This is a genomic window from Ornatilinea apprima, assembly GCF_001306115.1.
Lineage (GTDB): Bacteria > Chloroflexota > Anaerolineae > Anaerolineales > Anaerolineaceae > Ornatilinea > Ornatilinea apprima.
Window position 1 is genome coordinate 74,377 of record NZ_LGCL01000045.1, and the last position, 12,997, is coordinate 87,373.

The following is a 12,997-nucleotide window of genomic DNA, read 5'->3' on the forward strand; positions in this document are numbered from 1 at the left end:
TGGGAGATTAGAGCTTGCGCACCGAAGAGCGCAGCGATTCCAGACGCGCCTGAGCCAGACCAGGAAGGGCGTCCAGCGCGTAGAGGGGGCCGCTGCCTTCGATGACGAAGGAGGCCGAAATATTGCCGCACAGCGCCGCTTCCACCGGGTCGTAGAAGGACCGGTAGCCCGCCAGAAAACCGCCGCAGAAGGCGTCGCCTGCGCCGGTGGGGTCTGTTACTCGTGCCGGGTAGGCGGGAATGATCCAGCGGGTTTTGCGGGTAGCGTCGTAGAGGTATTGCCCGGCAGCTTTGCGTTTGATGACGACAAACTCACAGCCGTAGGAGGCGATTTTCTCGGCCATTTCCCACAGGTCAGTGGAGCGTCCATGAAAGAGCGCGCGGATTTTCTCTTCATTGGTGTGAAAGGCGGTAATCCCTTTCACCAGGTTGGGAATATCATCCCAGAAGGTGGCGTCCATGCTGCCGCGGGAAGGCTCGATGGTGATGGTGGACGCATTGCCTTGCTGCACGCGCGGCAGTAAGATGCTGTGGCTGAGGAAGTCGAGGGGGGCCAGATGGACGGCGGTCGCATCGAGGTAATGCATGGGCAGGTCGGTCAGTCGGAGGGTGTGATCGTTGGAGACGGTTTTGGAATCGGGCTGGTGAACGGGGTTCTGGTAACCCAGCAGGGTTTTGGGGAAAGGCAGCCCTCGTTGGGAAAAATGGGAAATCGGGTTGTCTTGCTGCGGGGTATCAACGCCAGCGTATTGAATGAAGCGGCGCAGGTCGAGGGCCTGATCCAATATTTTCACGCCAGAGGTGTCGAAACCACGCTCCTTCCATTTTTCCAGCCAGTGCTGTGGAAAATCTTCTCCGATCCTGCCAAGCAGGCCAACGCCCTGTTCCCATAGTGCCAGGCCAACCGCGGAATAAATTCCGCCGCCCCCCGGAATATCCATGTGGGGCTGGCCTTCCAAATCAATGATAAAGTCTCTGGTGAATCGCCCGGCGATCACAAAACGCAGGGCGGATCGGCTTTCAAAGTCAAACATCACGGCTCCAGAATCAACAATTTCAGCAGCCTTGTGGTCCTGCCGCTGAAATTGTGGTGGTTATCATCCAATGATCAATCCGGTCTATTTTCCGCTGTCGGTGAGCAGGCGTAAGACTCCTAATAGCCCTAACCCCACTTTAACACCGTCGCCAGCGGAAAGATGGGGTTTGTCATTTTTCTTTTCAGCATCATTAATCAGGATCATGGCGGCGGCCAGGCCTACCAATGCGCCGGCCAAAGCGCCCAAGACAAGGGTGCGTGTCTTATCATTTTGTTCCATAATCAAATCCTTTATGCTTATATATCTACTTTTTCCGATGAAGGTTGGCCTGCTTTTCGCGGGTGGAAGACGCGCCCGGCGAGGGTCTGCCCCTGCCTGGCCCAGGCGTTGGCGCTGACAATGGGGCGGGTAACCTGGTCAGAGGCGAGACGGACGTAATTTTTGGCAATCTCAAAATAGGACCACACTTTCAGAGAGGCGGCGGGGATCACTTTCAATAGTCTGGCCAGACCGTAAATGAGCAGCGCCAGGATAATGAGGGTAATAAAGCTGAAGGTGAGGATGGGGGTGATGATGAAGATGGCGGATATGTTGGCCCAATGCAAGCCGGCTTCAAAATCGGTGCTGCTTCGGATAACGCTCAATACAGCCAGTGCCAGGATGCCCAGAATGAAAACCCCTAAAGGCACGGCAATTTGCCACAGCACCTGGCTGCGGTGGCGGGGGCTGGGTGAGGGCGGACGAGATTGAGTGAATTGAGTATCCATCATACGTTAATTTTAGCATGAATCAAGGCACGGCAAGCTGTTTTTTGAACCGAAATACTGGTCATTGGCTAAGATTTGCTTTCAAAGGCGCGACCACGCTGTGCGAGGATGCGGCTAGGCGGGCGCGGAAAGTCCTTTCTCGGCCAGGGTTTGCAGTCGGGCGCGGTAAGCAGGCATGTTGAGGGCCAGGCGGGCGGCGCCAGAATCAATGGCGGCCTGGGCCACGGCAGAAGCTTCCCATTCACACACGCGGAGATCGAGAGGTTTGGGAACAAAATACGCGCGCCCAAATTCAAGGTGGTCCACGTTGTATGCGCGCAGCACTTCAGTGGGAACAGGCTGCCTGGCCAGGGCCGCCAGGGCGTGTGAGGCGGCAATTTTCATCGAATCGTTGATGGCGCGGGCGCGCACGTCCAATGCCCCGCGGAAAATGAAGGGAAAACCCAGGACGTTGTTTATCTGGTTGGGATAGTCGGAGCGGCCGGTGGCCACAATCGCGTCTGGGCGGGCAGCTACGGCCAGGTCGTAAGAAATTTCGGGGTCGGGATTGGCCATCGCAAAGATGATCGGATTGGCAGCCATTGTTTTTAACATTTCGGGGGCCAGCACGTTGGCAACCGACAGGCCAATAAACACGTCCGCGCCTTGCAGCACCTCGGTCAGACTGGCCGGACGGCTGCCGTTGGCAAAGGCCTGTTTCTCGGGGAACATTTGCTCTTTGCGGCCTTCGTACACCAGTCCAACAATATCCGTCATCCAAATATGCTGGCGGGGGACGCCAATTTTTACGAGGTGGGTGGCGCAGGCAATGGCGGCCGCGCCGGCGCCGGAAAAGACAATTTTGACCCCGTCGAGGCGGCGGTTGGTCAGTTCCAACGTGTTGAGCAGCGCCGCTGCCAGAATAATGGCCGTGCCGTGCTGGTCGTCGTGGAAAACGGGAATATCGAGCATGGATTGCAGAGTCTGCTCAATCTGAAAGCATTCCGGGGAGCGAATATCTTCAAGGTTGATCCCGCCAAAGGTGGGCGCGAGGGCAGCGACAATCTGGATGATTTGTTGGGGGTCGAGGGCGTTGATTTCCAGGTCGTAGGTGTCGATGGCGGCGAATTTCTTAAACAAGACGCCTTTACCTTCCATTACAGGCTTGGAAGCCAGCGCGCCGCGGTTGCCCAACCCTAAAATGGCTGTGCCGTTCGAGATGACCGCTACCAGATTGCCTTTATTGGTATATTCGTAGGCCAGATCGGGGTCTTTTTCGATTTCAAGGACGGGATAAGCGACACCCGGTGTATAAGCCAGGGAGAGGTCGCGCTGAGTGAGAAGTGGTTTGGTAGGCACAACGGCCAATTTGCCGGGGATGCCATCTTGCTGGTGGTAAGCGAGCGCGTCTTCGCGAGTTATTTTGATCATGGTTTTCTCCTTATAAGCAAAGCGGTTAATCAACCACTCTTAAGGTGTTAAAGGGCAGCCAGCCTTCACGCGCGAACAGATCACGAACTTTTACCCACAGGATGCCGCGAGCCATTTGAGTTTCATTGAGCATTTCAACGGGGGCGCCTTCGGGAAGCAGGTAAAGGATGTTGCCATCGGGAGCCGAGAGCAGGTACAATCCACGGCCGTTGACGCCTATGACCACAGCCAGGGCCGGAGTTGGCGTGGCGGTTGGTGTGTGGGTGGGGGTAAGAGTAATGGTAGGCGTTAGCGTGGGAGATGGTGAAGGCGTATACGTTAGGGTGGGGGTGAGGCTGGGGCCAGGTGTGGCCGTGAGCGTGGGGGTGGGCGGGATTAACGGATCGAGGCGGGTGGCCGGTACCGCAATCAATTGAAGCTGAACGGCTTCATTCAACCGGGCAGCGACACCAGCCTGCAGGGCGACCACTTCGTGATGAAGCGGCTGGCGGGATGTGCGGGCGGTGATCTCCAGCAGAATAGTTTCAACACCGTCGATTTCTTTCTCAGTGGATTGAATTTCCAGTAACTGCTCGCCCTGGATAGTTGCCAATTCAGCCTGAACAGCGCTGCGGACGGCGCGTTGAAAACGGCCTTCGGATACAAAGCGCAATGAAACCAGAACGAGAAGAACGGTCATTACCAGTACCAGAAGCGCGCTGATAATCACACTTCTGGGGAGACCGTTTCTTTTTTTGCCGGTGAAGCCTGGGTGAAAGCCCAGCATGAAAAAAACGACAATTCCGGCGAAAGAGATGGATACCAGGTTGGTGAGAAATAGCAGGAACGCGCCGAGGAAGATGGTCTGGTCGCCCAGGGCTATTCCAATGCCCACCGTGCAAAGCGGGGGCATGAGAGCGGTGGAGATGGCCACGCCCGGCAAAGCAGCCGAGAGTTGGGGCTGGGCCAGGGCGTAGGCAGCGGCAGCGCCGCCAGCGATGGCAATCCCCAGGTCAAAGGGTGAGGGACGCGTGCGGGCGAGCACTTCTGAGGGCAGGGTGCGCAAAACTTCAAATGGCGAGTTATAGGCCAGCCTACCGACAATCGCAGAGAGGATGATGGCCAGAACAACACCCTGAACCAGCGCAATGACCGAATCGCGGTACATTTTTTGCTGGCCTGCAACCGACGCAATGGAAATTCCCAGAATGGGGGACATGAGCGGGGCTACCAGCATCGCACCGATAATGACGGCAGTGGAGTTGGTAATCAGTCCCAGCGTGGCGATAGAGCAAGACAGGACAATCAGAAGGAAAAAATCAAACCCAGGCGAAGCGGCCTTCGATAGGTTTTGTAACACTTCTTCACGGCGTTCGGGTGAAATTGGCGCAGGCCAAAAGTGGTCTGGCATAAGGGTTCCTTTGTATACGGCAGGATGATTTGCGCAGCCTTTCTTATTATACCCACGTGAAGACCAATTCTGCCGTCTGGGCTGAGGTAAAATGAGTGCAATAACTTGTGAAGCTTGATGTTAAAAAAGAATTATAATTCCGTATCTATTTCGCGTTAGTGGTGTTGTTAAGTTGGTTAATGCAACTATTTTAACCTGTAAAGGTGCCGCAGGAAGATAGGCGCGTATGATCTGGATGATCACACTTCGTCCCTGACCCGCACCTGGCCGAAACCTACTTTTTTCAGGAGCCCTTATTATGGAATTATCCTCTCCGATTCAATCTGCAAAAAAGATCAAAGAGACGCCCGAAATGGCAAAACGCGCCCGGTGGGCGTGGTATCTGTATGATTTTGGCAACTCGGCCTACGCGGCGGTGATTTTGCTGGCGGTCTACTCGGCGTATTTTAAGGGTACCGTGGTTGGTGGAGCGCGGGGATCGTGGCTGTGGGGTCTCTCGATTGGGATCGCGATGCTGATTGTTACCGTGCTTTCTCCTATTTTGGGGACGATCGCGGATTTTGTAGCAGCCAAGAAACGTTTTCTGTTTGTCTTCACGGCCCTTTCTGTAACCGCAACCTCGCTGCTCTTCTTTGTGGAAGCCGGGGACATTCTCAGCGGGATGATTTTCTTCATCATTGCCGAGGTGGGATACCGCGCGGCGCAGGTGTTCTATGACGCGCTGCTGCCAGAGATCAGCAGCCAGGAAGATATGGCCAAGGTCTCGGGGAACGGCTGGGCGATTGGGTCGGCAGGCGGTGTGGTTTGCCTGTTGATCGTTCTGCCGCTGATCATCCTCTTCAAAGGCGCGCTGATGGTGCGCGTTTCGATGATCATCACGGCGGTGTTCTACGCGCTTTCCAGCATTCCGCTGTTTCTGTGGGTGAAAGAGAAGGCAGAACCGCAGGCGCTGCCGGCGGGTGAGAATTACCTGTCGCTGGCCTACAAACGCCTGAGCACAACCATCAAGTCCACCCGGCAGTTCCGCCAGTTTATCCGCTTCATCATTGCGTTTCTGGTCTACAACGATGGCATTTTAATGATCCTGGACTTCGCGGCGATCATTGGCGCGGTGCTGTTTGGAATGAATCAGCAGCAGTTGATCATCCTGATGATCATTGTGCAGGTAACCAGCATTGGAGGAGCGTTCCTGTTCGGAATTATTGCCGATCGTCTTGGCAGCAAGCGGGCGATTGTCTACTCGCTGGTGATGATGTTGGTAACCGTTTGCAGCCTGGTGTTCATTCAGAGCCTAGTAGGCTTTTATCTGCTGGCGGCTGTGGCCGGCTTTGCGCTGACGGGTGTTCAGTCGGTATCGCGCACAATGGTGGGGCAAATCAGCCCGGAGGGCAAATCGGGCGAGTTCTACGGTTTGTTCTCGGTGGCCGGGCGCACATCTTCCTTTATTGGCCCAACCGTGTACGGATGGGTGGCAGTAGGCGCCGCGAACTATTTCCACTCGGTGGGACAAACACTGCATGTGGCCGAGCAAAGCGGGCAGCGTGCGGCTGTGCTTTCGGCAGCGGCATTCCTGGTGGTGGGTCTGATTTTGCTCTTTTTTGTCAAAGACGCTTCTCGAAATAAAAAGGAAACGGCATAAGATGGCATCTGCGCCCGTAGACATGATTCAACCTCGCAACAGGTTAGGCCGGACGGTGCTCAAATGGTTCATCCATGTGGCGCTGAATGGCCTTGGTGATATTCGCGTGATTGGTCGAGAAAACATGCCCGCCAGCGGTCCGCTGTTGGTCGTGGGGAATCATTTCAGTTTTCTAGACCCGCTGGCGGTGATTCATGTTGTGCCGTGGCAGTTAGAATTTATTGCCGGGGCGCAGGCGCCCAACGCACCAAAAGCGTTGGGCTGGATCCGCAACCTGTGGCATACCATTCCAGTGAACCGCGGAACGGTATCGCGTGAAGCGCTGCTGCACGCCCAGAGTGTGCTCAAGCGGGGCGGTGTGTTAGGCATCTTCCCCGAGGGGGGCAGTTGGGCCAACGTGCTGCGCCCGCCTCGTCCGGGAGCCGCATTCCTGGCGGCGCGGTCTGATGCGGCGATTCTGCCCATCGGCATCGATGGGCTGGACCGGTTTTTCAAGAATGTGCGTTTTGGAAAACGAGCGCCGGTAACGCTGCGTATCGGAAAACCATTTGGCCCGTACCGGCTGGACCGCAAAAGCAGCAATCCACGCGAGCAGATCAACCAGGTAGGGCATGAGATTATGCAGCATATTGCTGATCTGCTGCCGGAAGAACAACGCGGGTTCTATTCTTCTGACCCGTTGATTCGCGAAGCAGCCAAAGGCACAGAGATCTATCCGTGGGATGGCGTTGTGGAAGTGTAATACGGCTGAGAATATCTGGTTTGCGGGTCTGATCCGGCCATGTTTTTGGGTTGTATAACACAAAACAAAACAAAAATATATACGATTTGCTTTTGTTAATGTATAATATACAATTAAGTATTAAGAAACTCTGCCACTTTCTGATGAGTGAAGATCAGGTTGTGGGCTTGAAAAATACGAGAATATAGCTGGATTCAGTTACCTCCTGATGGAGTTTACGCGCCGCGAGGCGTTTGAACATGGGTTATTAGAATGATCACAAACATGCATCACCCACCCAATAAACGATTGACGGTTCAAAGGATTACATCCTCTGGTTGTTGGGGTGCGTGTGTTTGTGAAATTTTATGCCAAACCCAACCTCAAGCCGTTGGAGAGCCAGGGCAGCCAGTCTGAGGCTGGTTTCATCTGGGCTTCTTCAATGATGTCTGCCGGGTAGGGTGTTGTTTTACACCAGCTATCTCTCATATTCGTATTTTCAGCCGTGACCTGAATACCAGATCAACGGCTTTTTTTTATGATGGAGCGAAAGGTTACCAAAATTCAGGTTCAAAAAAAGAATCCCAACCGGGTGAATATTTTTTTGGACGAAGAATTTGCCTTTGGCCTTTCACGGGTGGTAGCGGCATGGCTAAAGGTTGGGGATTTGATCAGTGATGAGAAGATCGCCCGGCTGAAGCAGGAAGATGAATATGAAACCGCCATGCAAAGAGCGCTGCACTTCCTGGGCTACCGGCCGAGATCTGAGCATGAGGTGCGCGCCAGGCTCGCGGAAAACGAATACGACGCGGCGGTGATTGAAAAAGTGATTGAACGGTTGCGAGAGTTGAAATATGTGGGCGATTTGGATTTTGCCCGCCAATGGATCGAAAACCGTTCCACATTTCGCCCACGCGGCAGCCGGGCCCTGGCGGCTGAATTAAAACAAAAAGGAGTGGAAGAGAAGACCATTGAGCAAGCTCTGATGGAAATGCCCGAAGAAGAACAACTGGCTCTGGAGGCTGCCCGACGCTACAGCGCGCGGCTTCATGGGCTGGACAGGAAAGCCTTTCGAATGCGATTGGGAGGATTCCTGGGGCGGCGAGGTTTTGGCTACGAGATTATTTACAAAGTTGTGGATGAAATCTGGCAAGACCTGCAATCAGAAGACGCTCAGTATTCTTAAGGGGAACCGAAGGTGAATTTATGAACTTAACAACTGGACAATTAATCATATTCTTGCTGGCAGATGTAGTAATCATCGGAGTGGTGATCTATTTTGTCACCCGCTTATTAGTGGAGCGCTTCAAGCGCGATCAGGCATCACGGGCTGACAACGTGATCACTGAGGCGAAAGAAAAAGCGCGGTCAATGGAATTGGAAGCGAAGGACAAATCGCTGAAAATTCTGGAGGCCGCCGAGAATGACATCGCCCGGCGGAGGAACGAACTGTCGCGAGAGGAGGAGCGCCTGCAGAAACGGCGGGCAGAGCTGGATAACCGGGTAGACCGCCTGGAGCAGCGTGAAGCTACCCTTAACAAACGGCAGAGCACAATTGATCGGCGAGCCAATGAAGTGGAAAAGAAATATCAGGAGCAGGCGGAAGAGCTGCAGCGCATCGCGCAGATGACGATGGATGAAGCGCACACCGAGCTGCTGGCGCTGGCAGAAAAGGAAGCGCAGGCTGATGTGGCGCGAATCATTCGCCAGATTGAGGCGGAAGCGCGCATGGAAGGTGAAAAACGAGCCCGGCAGTTGATCGCGGACGCGATTCAACGGGTGGCTTCTGATCACGTCTCGGAAGTGTGCACATCCGTAGTTCCGCTGCCGAATGAAGAGATGAAAGGCCGCATTGTGGGCCGTAATGGCCGTAACATCCGCGCATTTGAGCAGGCGGCCGGAGTGGACGTGATTGTGGATGACACCCCCGAAGCGGTAACTGTCTCTTGTTTTGACTCGGTGCGGCGTGAAATTGCCCGGCGCGCGTTAGAGCGTCTGATTGTGGATGGCCGCATCCACCCGGCGCATATTGAGAAAATTCTCAATGAAGAACAGCGCGAAATGCAGCGCGACCTGATTGAAGCTGGCGAGCAGGCAGCTTATGACGCTGGTGTGGCGGGTCTGCACCCGGAAATTATCAAAGTGTTGGGCCGGTTAAAATACCGCACTTCTTACGGCCAGAACCAATTGGCACACGCGGTTGAGTCGGCCAAACTGGCAGCGGTGATCGCGGCTGAGTTGGGCGCCAATGTGGAAGTGGCCCGCGCGGGCGGGTTGCTGCACGATCTTGGCAAGGCGATGGATCATAACATTGAAGGCACGCACGCGCAGATCGGCGCAGATTATGCCAAACGCTATGGGGTGAGCCCGGCGGTGGTTAATGTGATTGCTTCGCACCACCATGAGGTGGAACAAGAGAGCGTGGAAGCCGTGATTGTGGAAGCGGCGGATGCCATCTCTGGCGCGCGGCCAGGGGCGCGGCGTGAAGACCTGGAACAATATATCAAGCGCTTAAAAGCGTTGGAAGATATTGCCAATTCCTTCAAAGGTGTTTCGCAAAGTTACGCCATTCAGGCCGGGCGCGAAGTGCGTATTATGGTGAAACCAGACGATCTGGATGACCTGGCGGCGACGCGGCTGGCGCGGGACATTGCGCGCAATATCGAAGAGACGATGCAGTACCCTGGCCAGATCAAGGTAACTGTGATCCGCGAGACGCGCGCCGTGGATTACGCGAAATAGATCAGCGAATATCGAATATGGAAAAGCCGCCTGATGAGGGCGGTTTTTTTCATGGTGGGAGAGTTGTTTTCACCTTTTTCGCTACGCCGGAGGCGCAAAGAAAAACGCGAAGGTAAACGCTAAAAGGCAAACCCGTTCAGATAGGGATTCGAGTCGCGTTCCAGCTCCACGGTAGTAGAGGGGCCGTGACCGGGAAGCAAAACGGTTTCATCTGGCAGGGTGAGAATTTTTTCCTGGATGGACTTGATCAGAGTGTACGAATCTCCACCGGGCAGGTCGGTGCGCCCCACGCCGCCGCGAAAAATGAGGTCTCCAACGATGGCGGTGCTGAGTGATGGGATGTAAAAGATGACGTGGCCGGGGCTGTGGCCGGGCGTGTGCAAGACCTTCACCGGGTACTCGCCTACATAGAGCTCTTGCCCGTCTGTCAGGAGCAGGTCAGGCTCGACGTTCATGGAAAATGGCTGCCCAAAAAGGCCGGCCCCGGCATCGGACTGCCACAGAGGCAGATCGGCAGGGTGAAGGCCAACCTGAACCGGCGGCGGGTTTTCTGCCAAAAGAGCTTCGACGCCTCCGAGGTGGTCAAAATGGGCGTGGGTAAGCCAGATGGCGTCAAGGTGCAGACCGTGGTTTTCCAGGTCGGCCTGGAGCATAACCGGGCGAAAAGTGGGGTCAATGATTACGGCACGTTTTTGGCCGGTGTCGGCCAGCAGATAGGTGTTATTCTGAACGGGCCCGAAGGTGCGTTCAATAATTTCTAAAGGCATACTGTTCTCGCTATTTTTGTCAATGACTTAACCAGTAAGTGCGCTATGCGCCCGTATGAAGGTGTACGCGGCATCGAAAAGCTGCTCGCGTTCTGGCTCGCGGTTGATGACATGGCCGCTGCGCTCGAGCCATAAGTGAGTTTGCGGGGCATTTTTCAAATGCTCAGCGAGATAGGGCAGCGACCGCGGACCGGCGATGGCATCCAGGCGGGATTGGGCAAGGAATACCGGAACGCGGACACGCTCCAGTTCGGCGCGCATCACCGCCATCAAGTCGCGCAATTCGGCCAGGGAGCGGGTGGGGTAGCGCGGATAGCAGATATGGTTTGCGGCAGCGTCCGCGTTGCGGAAGTCGCCAGGAGCCTGTTGCTGGTACGGCTGCAGCAGGCTGAGCGGACGAATGAAGCTTACCCGCCAGTCGGAGGGCAGGTTGACCACGCAGGAGAGGGAAATGACACCCCGGATGGGGTAAAGACCGTCCCAGCGTGCGGCCGCGACCAGAGAGAGGATGGCTCCCAGGCTGAGTCCAGCCAAAAAGACCTCGTCGCTGGCATTCTTCAGATAATTCAGGCCGTCTTCCACGTTGGCCAGCCAGTCGCCCCAACGCACGCTGCGCATATCCGCGGGGGTAGAGGCGTGGCCAGCCAGGCGGATTCCCAACACAGTCAGCCCGCGAGCGGCCAGGTTTTGCCCCATTTCGCGCATTTCAAAGGGCGTGCCGGTGAAGCCGTGCACCAGCAGCACGCCGGTGCGGTTTCCGGGGTAAAAAAAGGGCTCGGCTCCAGGGATGAGCGGGTGAAGGGCCAAATTGCGCTCCTATTTATTCCAGTTGGAATATTTCGCGTGGAAGATCGCTAAGGCATTCGGCGCCGTCGGGGGTGATGACCACATCATCTTCAATGCGCACGCCGCCAAAGCCAGGCAGGTAGATACCGGGTTCAATGGTAAAGGCTGCGCCGCGCATTAAAATCTGCTGGTTTTCCGTGAACATATAGGGATGCTCATGGGCTTCGAGACCAATGCCGTGCCCCACGCGGTGGTTAAACTGCGCTCCGTAGCCGCCTTTTTCGATCACCTGGCGGGCGGCCTGGTCTACTTTACCGGCGGGGACGCCAGGACGGGCGGCTGCCAGGGCGGCGCGGTTGGCGCGATGCACCAACCCGTGGATGGTTTGCAGTTCATCCGGCAGCGGGCCGAAGGCCATCACGCGGGTCAGATCGGAGATGTATCCGCCAGAGGAGGCGCCCCAGTCGATGAGCAGCAGCTCACCGGCCTGTAAGGTGCGGTCGGTGGGCGTGGCATGCGGATTGGCGCTGTTTGGGCCGGTGGAGACAATTGGCTGGAAGGGCAGCTCCGGGTCGGAGCCGTGCCGGAGAAGCTGGGAGACAAGCTCTGCGGCGATTTGGCGCTCGGTGATGCCCAGACGCACCTGGTTGAGGGTGGCAAGCAGCGCGTCCTGGGCGATTTTGACCGCCTTTTTCATCGCGGCGATTTCCTCCAGGTCTTTGTGCATGCGCAGCTCGCTGAGCAGCGTGTCGGCCGCGGTGATTTTGGCGTGGGGAGCGGCGGTTTGCAGGAACTGGGTTTCCAGGAAGCGGAAATGGATGGATTCCACGCCGATGACGGAGCTTTCCAGTTTGAGGTGAGCGGCAGCCTGCTCGAAGGCGGTGTGCCAGAGAGCGGGATTGTCTCCATAGGTGAAGGGGGTTACGGAGAAGGACAGTCCGGCCAGGCGGCCAGCTTCGAGAGCAGGGAGAACCATCGCGGCCTGTCCATCTGCGCGGATCAGCAGCACGACCGGGCGTTCCATTAAATGAAATTCCAAGCCAGTAAGATAGCGCAGCGAGGGGCTGGGAATGATGGCTATCGCGTCCAGCGAGCTGGACGAGAGGATTGTTTTCAGTCGGTTAAAGCGGTGAATCGTCATAGAATTATTCTCCTTCCACCAAAATTATACGCCAGAAAGCGCGACGCAAGTGAATCCGCCTGGTTTTCAAATGCGTTTTTTCCCCGGCGTTGTACGGCCTTCGGGTAAACTAATGAGCGCTGCCTGCCGGGCAAGCCTGATTAAATTGCGCGTGAAATTGAAAATTTCTGAACAGGAGCTAAACGAAATTGGGACGATTTTTAAGTCCGCCAGTTCCTTGACAGGTTCAGGGGCATCGAGTAAAATCTTGCTTACCTGAAATCGGGGCCTGTAGCGCAGTTGGGAGCGCGCTTCAATCGCACTGAAGAGGTCGAGGGTTCGAATCCCTCCAGGTCCACTTCGGAGTCACGCCCGGCAGGCCTCGATTGGAGACAAAAAGAGGCATACTCATCGAAAACATAGGGGCCCATAGCGCAGTTGGGAGCGCGTCTCAATGGCATTGAGAAGGTCGGGGGTTCGAATCCCCCTGGGTCCACAAAACGGATAATCACTCAGGGCGACATCGCAAGACCCTGAGTGTTTATTCATAAAGCAGGATATGGATTGGCGTGCAGGAGTAGTAAGCCATCTTTCAGCGAGCCGGGGAGCGTGAAAGCCC

12 protein-coding genes and 2 tRNA genes are annotated in these 12,997 nt (G+C 55.7%); 6 read left to right on the forward strand and 8 right to left on the reverse strand.

Annotation, left to right across the window (positions count from 1 at the left end; all coding sequences use genetic code 11):
- Positions 1 to 7 precede the first annotated feature (7 nt).
- From ADN00_RS18615 to ADN00_RS19615, 5 genes are all read right to left on the reverse strand, one after another.
- Positions 8 to 1,033: a carbohydrate kinase family protein gene (locus ADN00_RS18615; RefSeq protein WP_075064513.1), complete on the reverse strand. Its 1,026-nt coding sequence runs from the start codon at positions 1,031 to 1,033 to the stop codon at positions 8 to 10.
- 84 nt (positions 1,034 to 1,117) lie between these two features.
- Positions 1,118 to 1,315: a hypothetical protein gene (locus tag ADN00_RS18620; protein ID WP_075064514.1), complete on the reverse strand. Its 198-nt coding sequence runs from the start codon at positions 1,313 to 1,315 to the stop codon at positions 1,118 to 1,120.
- A gap of 17 nt (positions 1,316 to 1,332) precedes the next feature.
- Positions 1,333 to 1,806 (reverse strand): hypothetical protein, encoded by a 474-nt coding sequence (locus ADN00_RS18625; RefSeq protein WP_075064515.1) that lies wholly within the window; start codon positions 1,804 to 1,806, stop codon positions 1,333 to 1,335.
- 111 nt (positions 1,807 to 1,917) lie between these two features.
- Entirely contained in the window at positions 1,918 to 3,213 is a 1,296-nt protein-coding gene (locus ADN00_RS18630) for a malic enzyme-like NAD(P)-binding protein (RefSeq protein ID WP_075064516.1), read from the reverse strand.
- 25 nt (positions 3,214 to 3,238) lie between these two features.
- Positions 3,239 to 4,603, reverse strand: a complete 1,365-nt coding sequence (locus tag ADN00_RS19615; RefSeq protein WP_082390430.1) for a DUF389 domain-containing protein — start codon at positions 4,601 to 4,603, stop codon at positions 3,239 to 3,241.
- Positions 4,604 to 4,901: 298 nt separating this feature from the next.
- Between ADN00_RS19615 and ADN00_RS18645 the strand changes: the two genes are divergently transcribed.
- The 4 genes from ADN00_RS18645 (at position 4,902) to rny (ending at position 9,705) form a co-directional block, all read left to right on the forward strand.
- Positions 4,902 to 6,242, forward strand: coding sequence for an MFS transporter (locus tag ADN00_RS18645; RefSeq protein WP_082390432.1), 1,341 nt, complete (start codon positions 4,902 to 4,904; stop codon positions 6,240 to 6,242).
- Between the two features lies 1 nt (position 6,243).
- Positions 6,244 to 6,984, forward strand: a complete 741-nt coding sequence (locus ADN00_RS18650; RefSeq protein ID WP_075064517.1) for a lysophospholipid acyltransferase family protein — start codon at positions 6,244 to 6,246, stop codon at positions 6,982 to 6,984.
- Between the two features lie 517 nt (positions 6,985 to 7,501).
- The gene (locus ADN00_RS18655) at positions 7,502 to 8,149 is read left to right on the forward strand and encodes a RecX family transcriptional regulator (protein ID WP_075064518.1); all 648 of its coding nucleotides are present in this window, start codon (positions 7,502 to 7,504) and stop codon (positions 8,147 to 8,149) included.
- Positions 8,150 to 8,169: 20 nt separating this feature from the next.
- Positions 8,170 to 9,705 (forward strand): ribonuclease Y, encoded by a 1,536-nt coding sequence (rny, locus tag ADN00_RS18660; protein ID WP_075064519.1) that lies wholly within the window; start codon positions 8,170 to 8,172, stop codon positions 9,703 to 9,705.
- Positions 9,706 to 9,824: 119 nt separating this feature from the next.
- On the opposite strand, the gene ADN00_RS18665 is transcribed toward rny, so the two are convergent.
- From ADN00_RS18665 to ADN00_RS18675, 3 genes are read right to left on the reverse strand one after another with little or no spacing between them, the layout of a single operon-like run.
- Entirely contained in the window at positions 9,825 to 10,472 is a 648-nt protein-coding gene (locus ADN00_RS18665) for an MBL fold metallo-hydrolase (RefSeq protein ID WP_075064520.1), read from the reverse strand.
- A gap of 27 nt (positions 10,473 to 10,499) precedes the next feature.
- Positions 10,500 to 11,279 (reverse strand): alpha/beta hydrolase, encoded by a 780-nt coding sequence (locus ADN00_RS18670; protein ID WP_075064521.1) that lies wholly within the window; start codon positions 11,277 to 11,279, stop codon positions 10,500 to 10,502.
- 13 nt (positions 11,280 to 11,292) lie between these two features.
- Positions 11,293 to 12,399, reverse strand: coding sequence for a M24 family metallopeptidase (locus tag ADN00_RS18675; RefSeq protein ID WP_075064522.1), 1,107 nt, complete (start codon positions 12,397 to 12,399; stop codon positions 11,293 to 11,295).
- A gap of 264 nt (positions 12,400 to 12,663) precedes the next feature.
- Here ADN00_RS18675 and ADN00_RS18680 point away from each other — a divergent pair.
- Positions 12,664 to 12,736, forward strand: a tRNA-Ala gene (locus tag ADN00_RS18680).
- A 65-nt stretch (positions 12,737 to 12,801) separates the two neighbouring features.
- A tRNA-Ala gene (locus ADN00_RS18685) sits at positions 12,802 to 12,874 on the forward strand.
- Positions 12,875 to 12,997 lie beyond the last annotated feature (123 nt).

What these genes read in the sequence shown, in the direction of transcription:
- ADN00_RS18615 (WP_075064513.1), bottom strand. Translation starts at nt 1,033, where the DNA reads ATGTTTGACTTTGAAAGCCGATCCGCCCTGCGTTTTGTGATCGCCGGG.
- ADN00_RS18620 (WP_075064514.1), bottom strand. Translation starts at nt 1,315, where the DNA reads ATGGAACAAAATGATAAGACACGCACCCTTGTCTTGGGCGCTTTGGCC.
- ADN00_RS18625 (WP_075064515.1), bottom strand. Translation starts at nt 1,806, where the DNA reads ATGATGGATACTCAATTCACTCAATCTCGTCCGCCCTCACCCAGCCCC.
- ADN00_RS18630 (WP_075064516.1), bottom strand. Translation starts at nt 3,213, where the DNA reads ATGATCAAAATAACTCGCGAAGACGCGCTCGCTTACCACCAGCAAGAT.
- ADN00_RS19615 (WP_082390430.1), bottom strand. Translation starts at nt 4,603, where the DNA reads ATGCCAGACCACTTTTGGCCTGCGCCAATTTCACCCGAACGCCGTGAA.
- ADN00_RS18645 (WP_082390432.1), top strand. Translation starts at nt 4,902, where the DNA reads ATGGAATTATCCTCTCCGATTCAATCTGCAAAAAAGATCAAAGAGACG.
- ADN00_RS18650 (WP_075064517.1), top strand. Translation starts at nt 6,244, where the DNA reads ATGGCATCTGCGCCCGTAGACATGATTCAACCTCGCAACAGGTTAGGC.
- ADN00_RS18655 (WP_075064518.1), top strand. Translation starts at nt 7,502, where the DNA reads ATGATGGAGCGAAAGGTTACCAAAATTCAGGTTCAAAAAAAGAATCCC.
- rny (WP_075064519.1), top strand. Translation starts at nt 8,170, where the DNA reads ATGAACTTAACAACTGGACAATTAATCATATTCTTGCTGGCAGATGTA.
- ADN00_RS18665 (WP_075064520.1), bottom strand. Translation starts at nt 10,472, where the DNA reads ATGCCTTTAGAAATTATTGAACGCACCTTCGGGCCCGTTCAGAATAAC.
- ADN00_RS18675 (WP_075064522.1), bottom strand. Translation starts at nt 12,399, where the DNA reads ATGACGATTCACCGCTTTAACCGACTGAAAACAATCCTCTCGTCCAGC.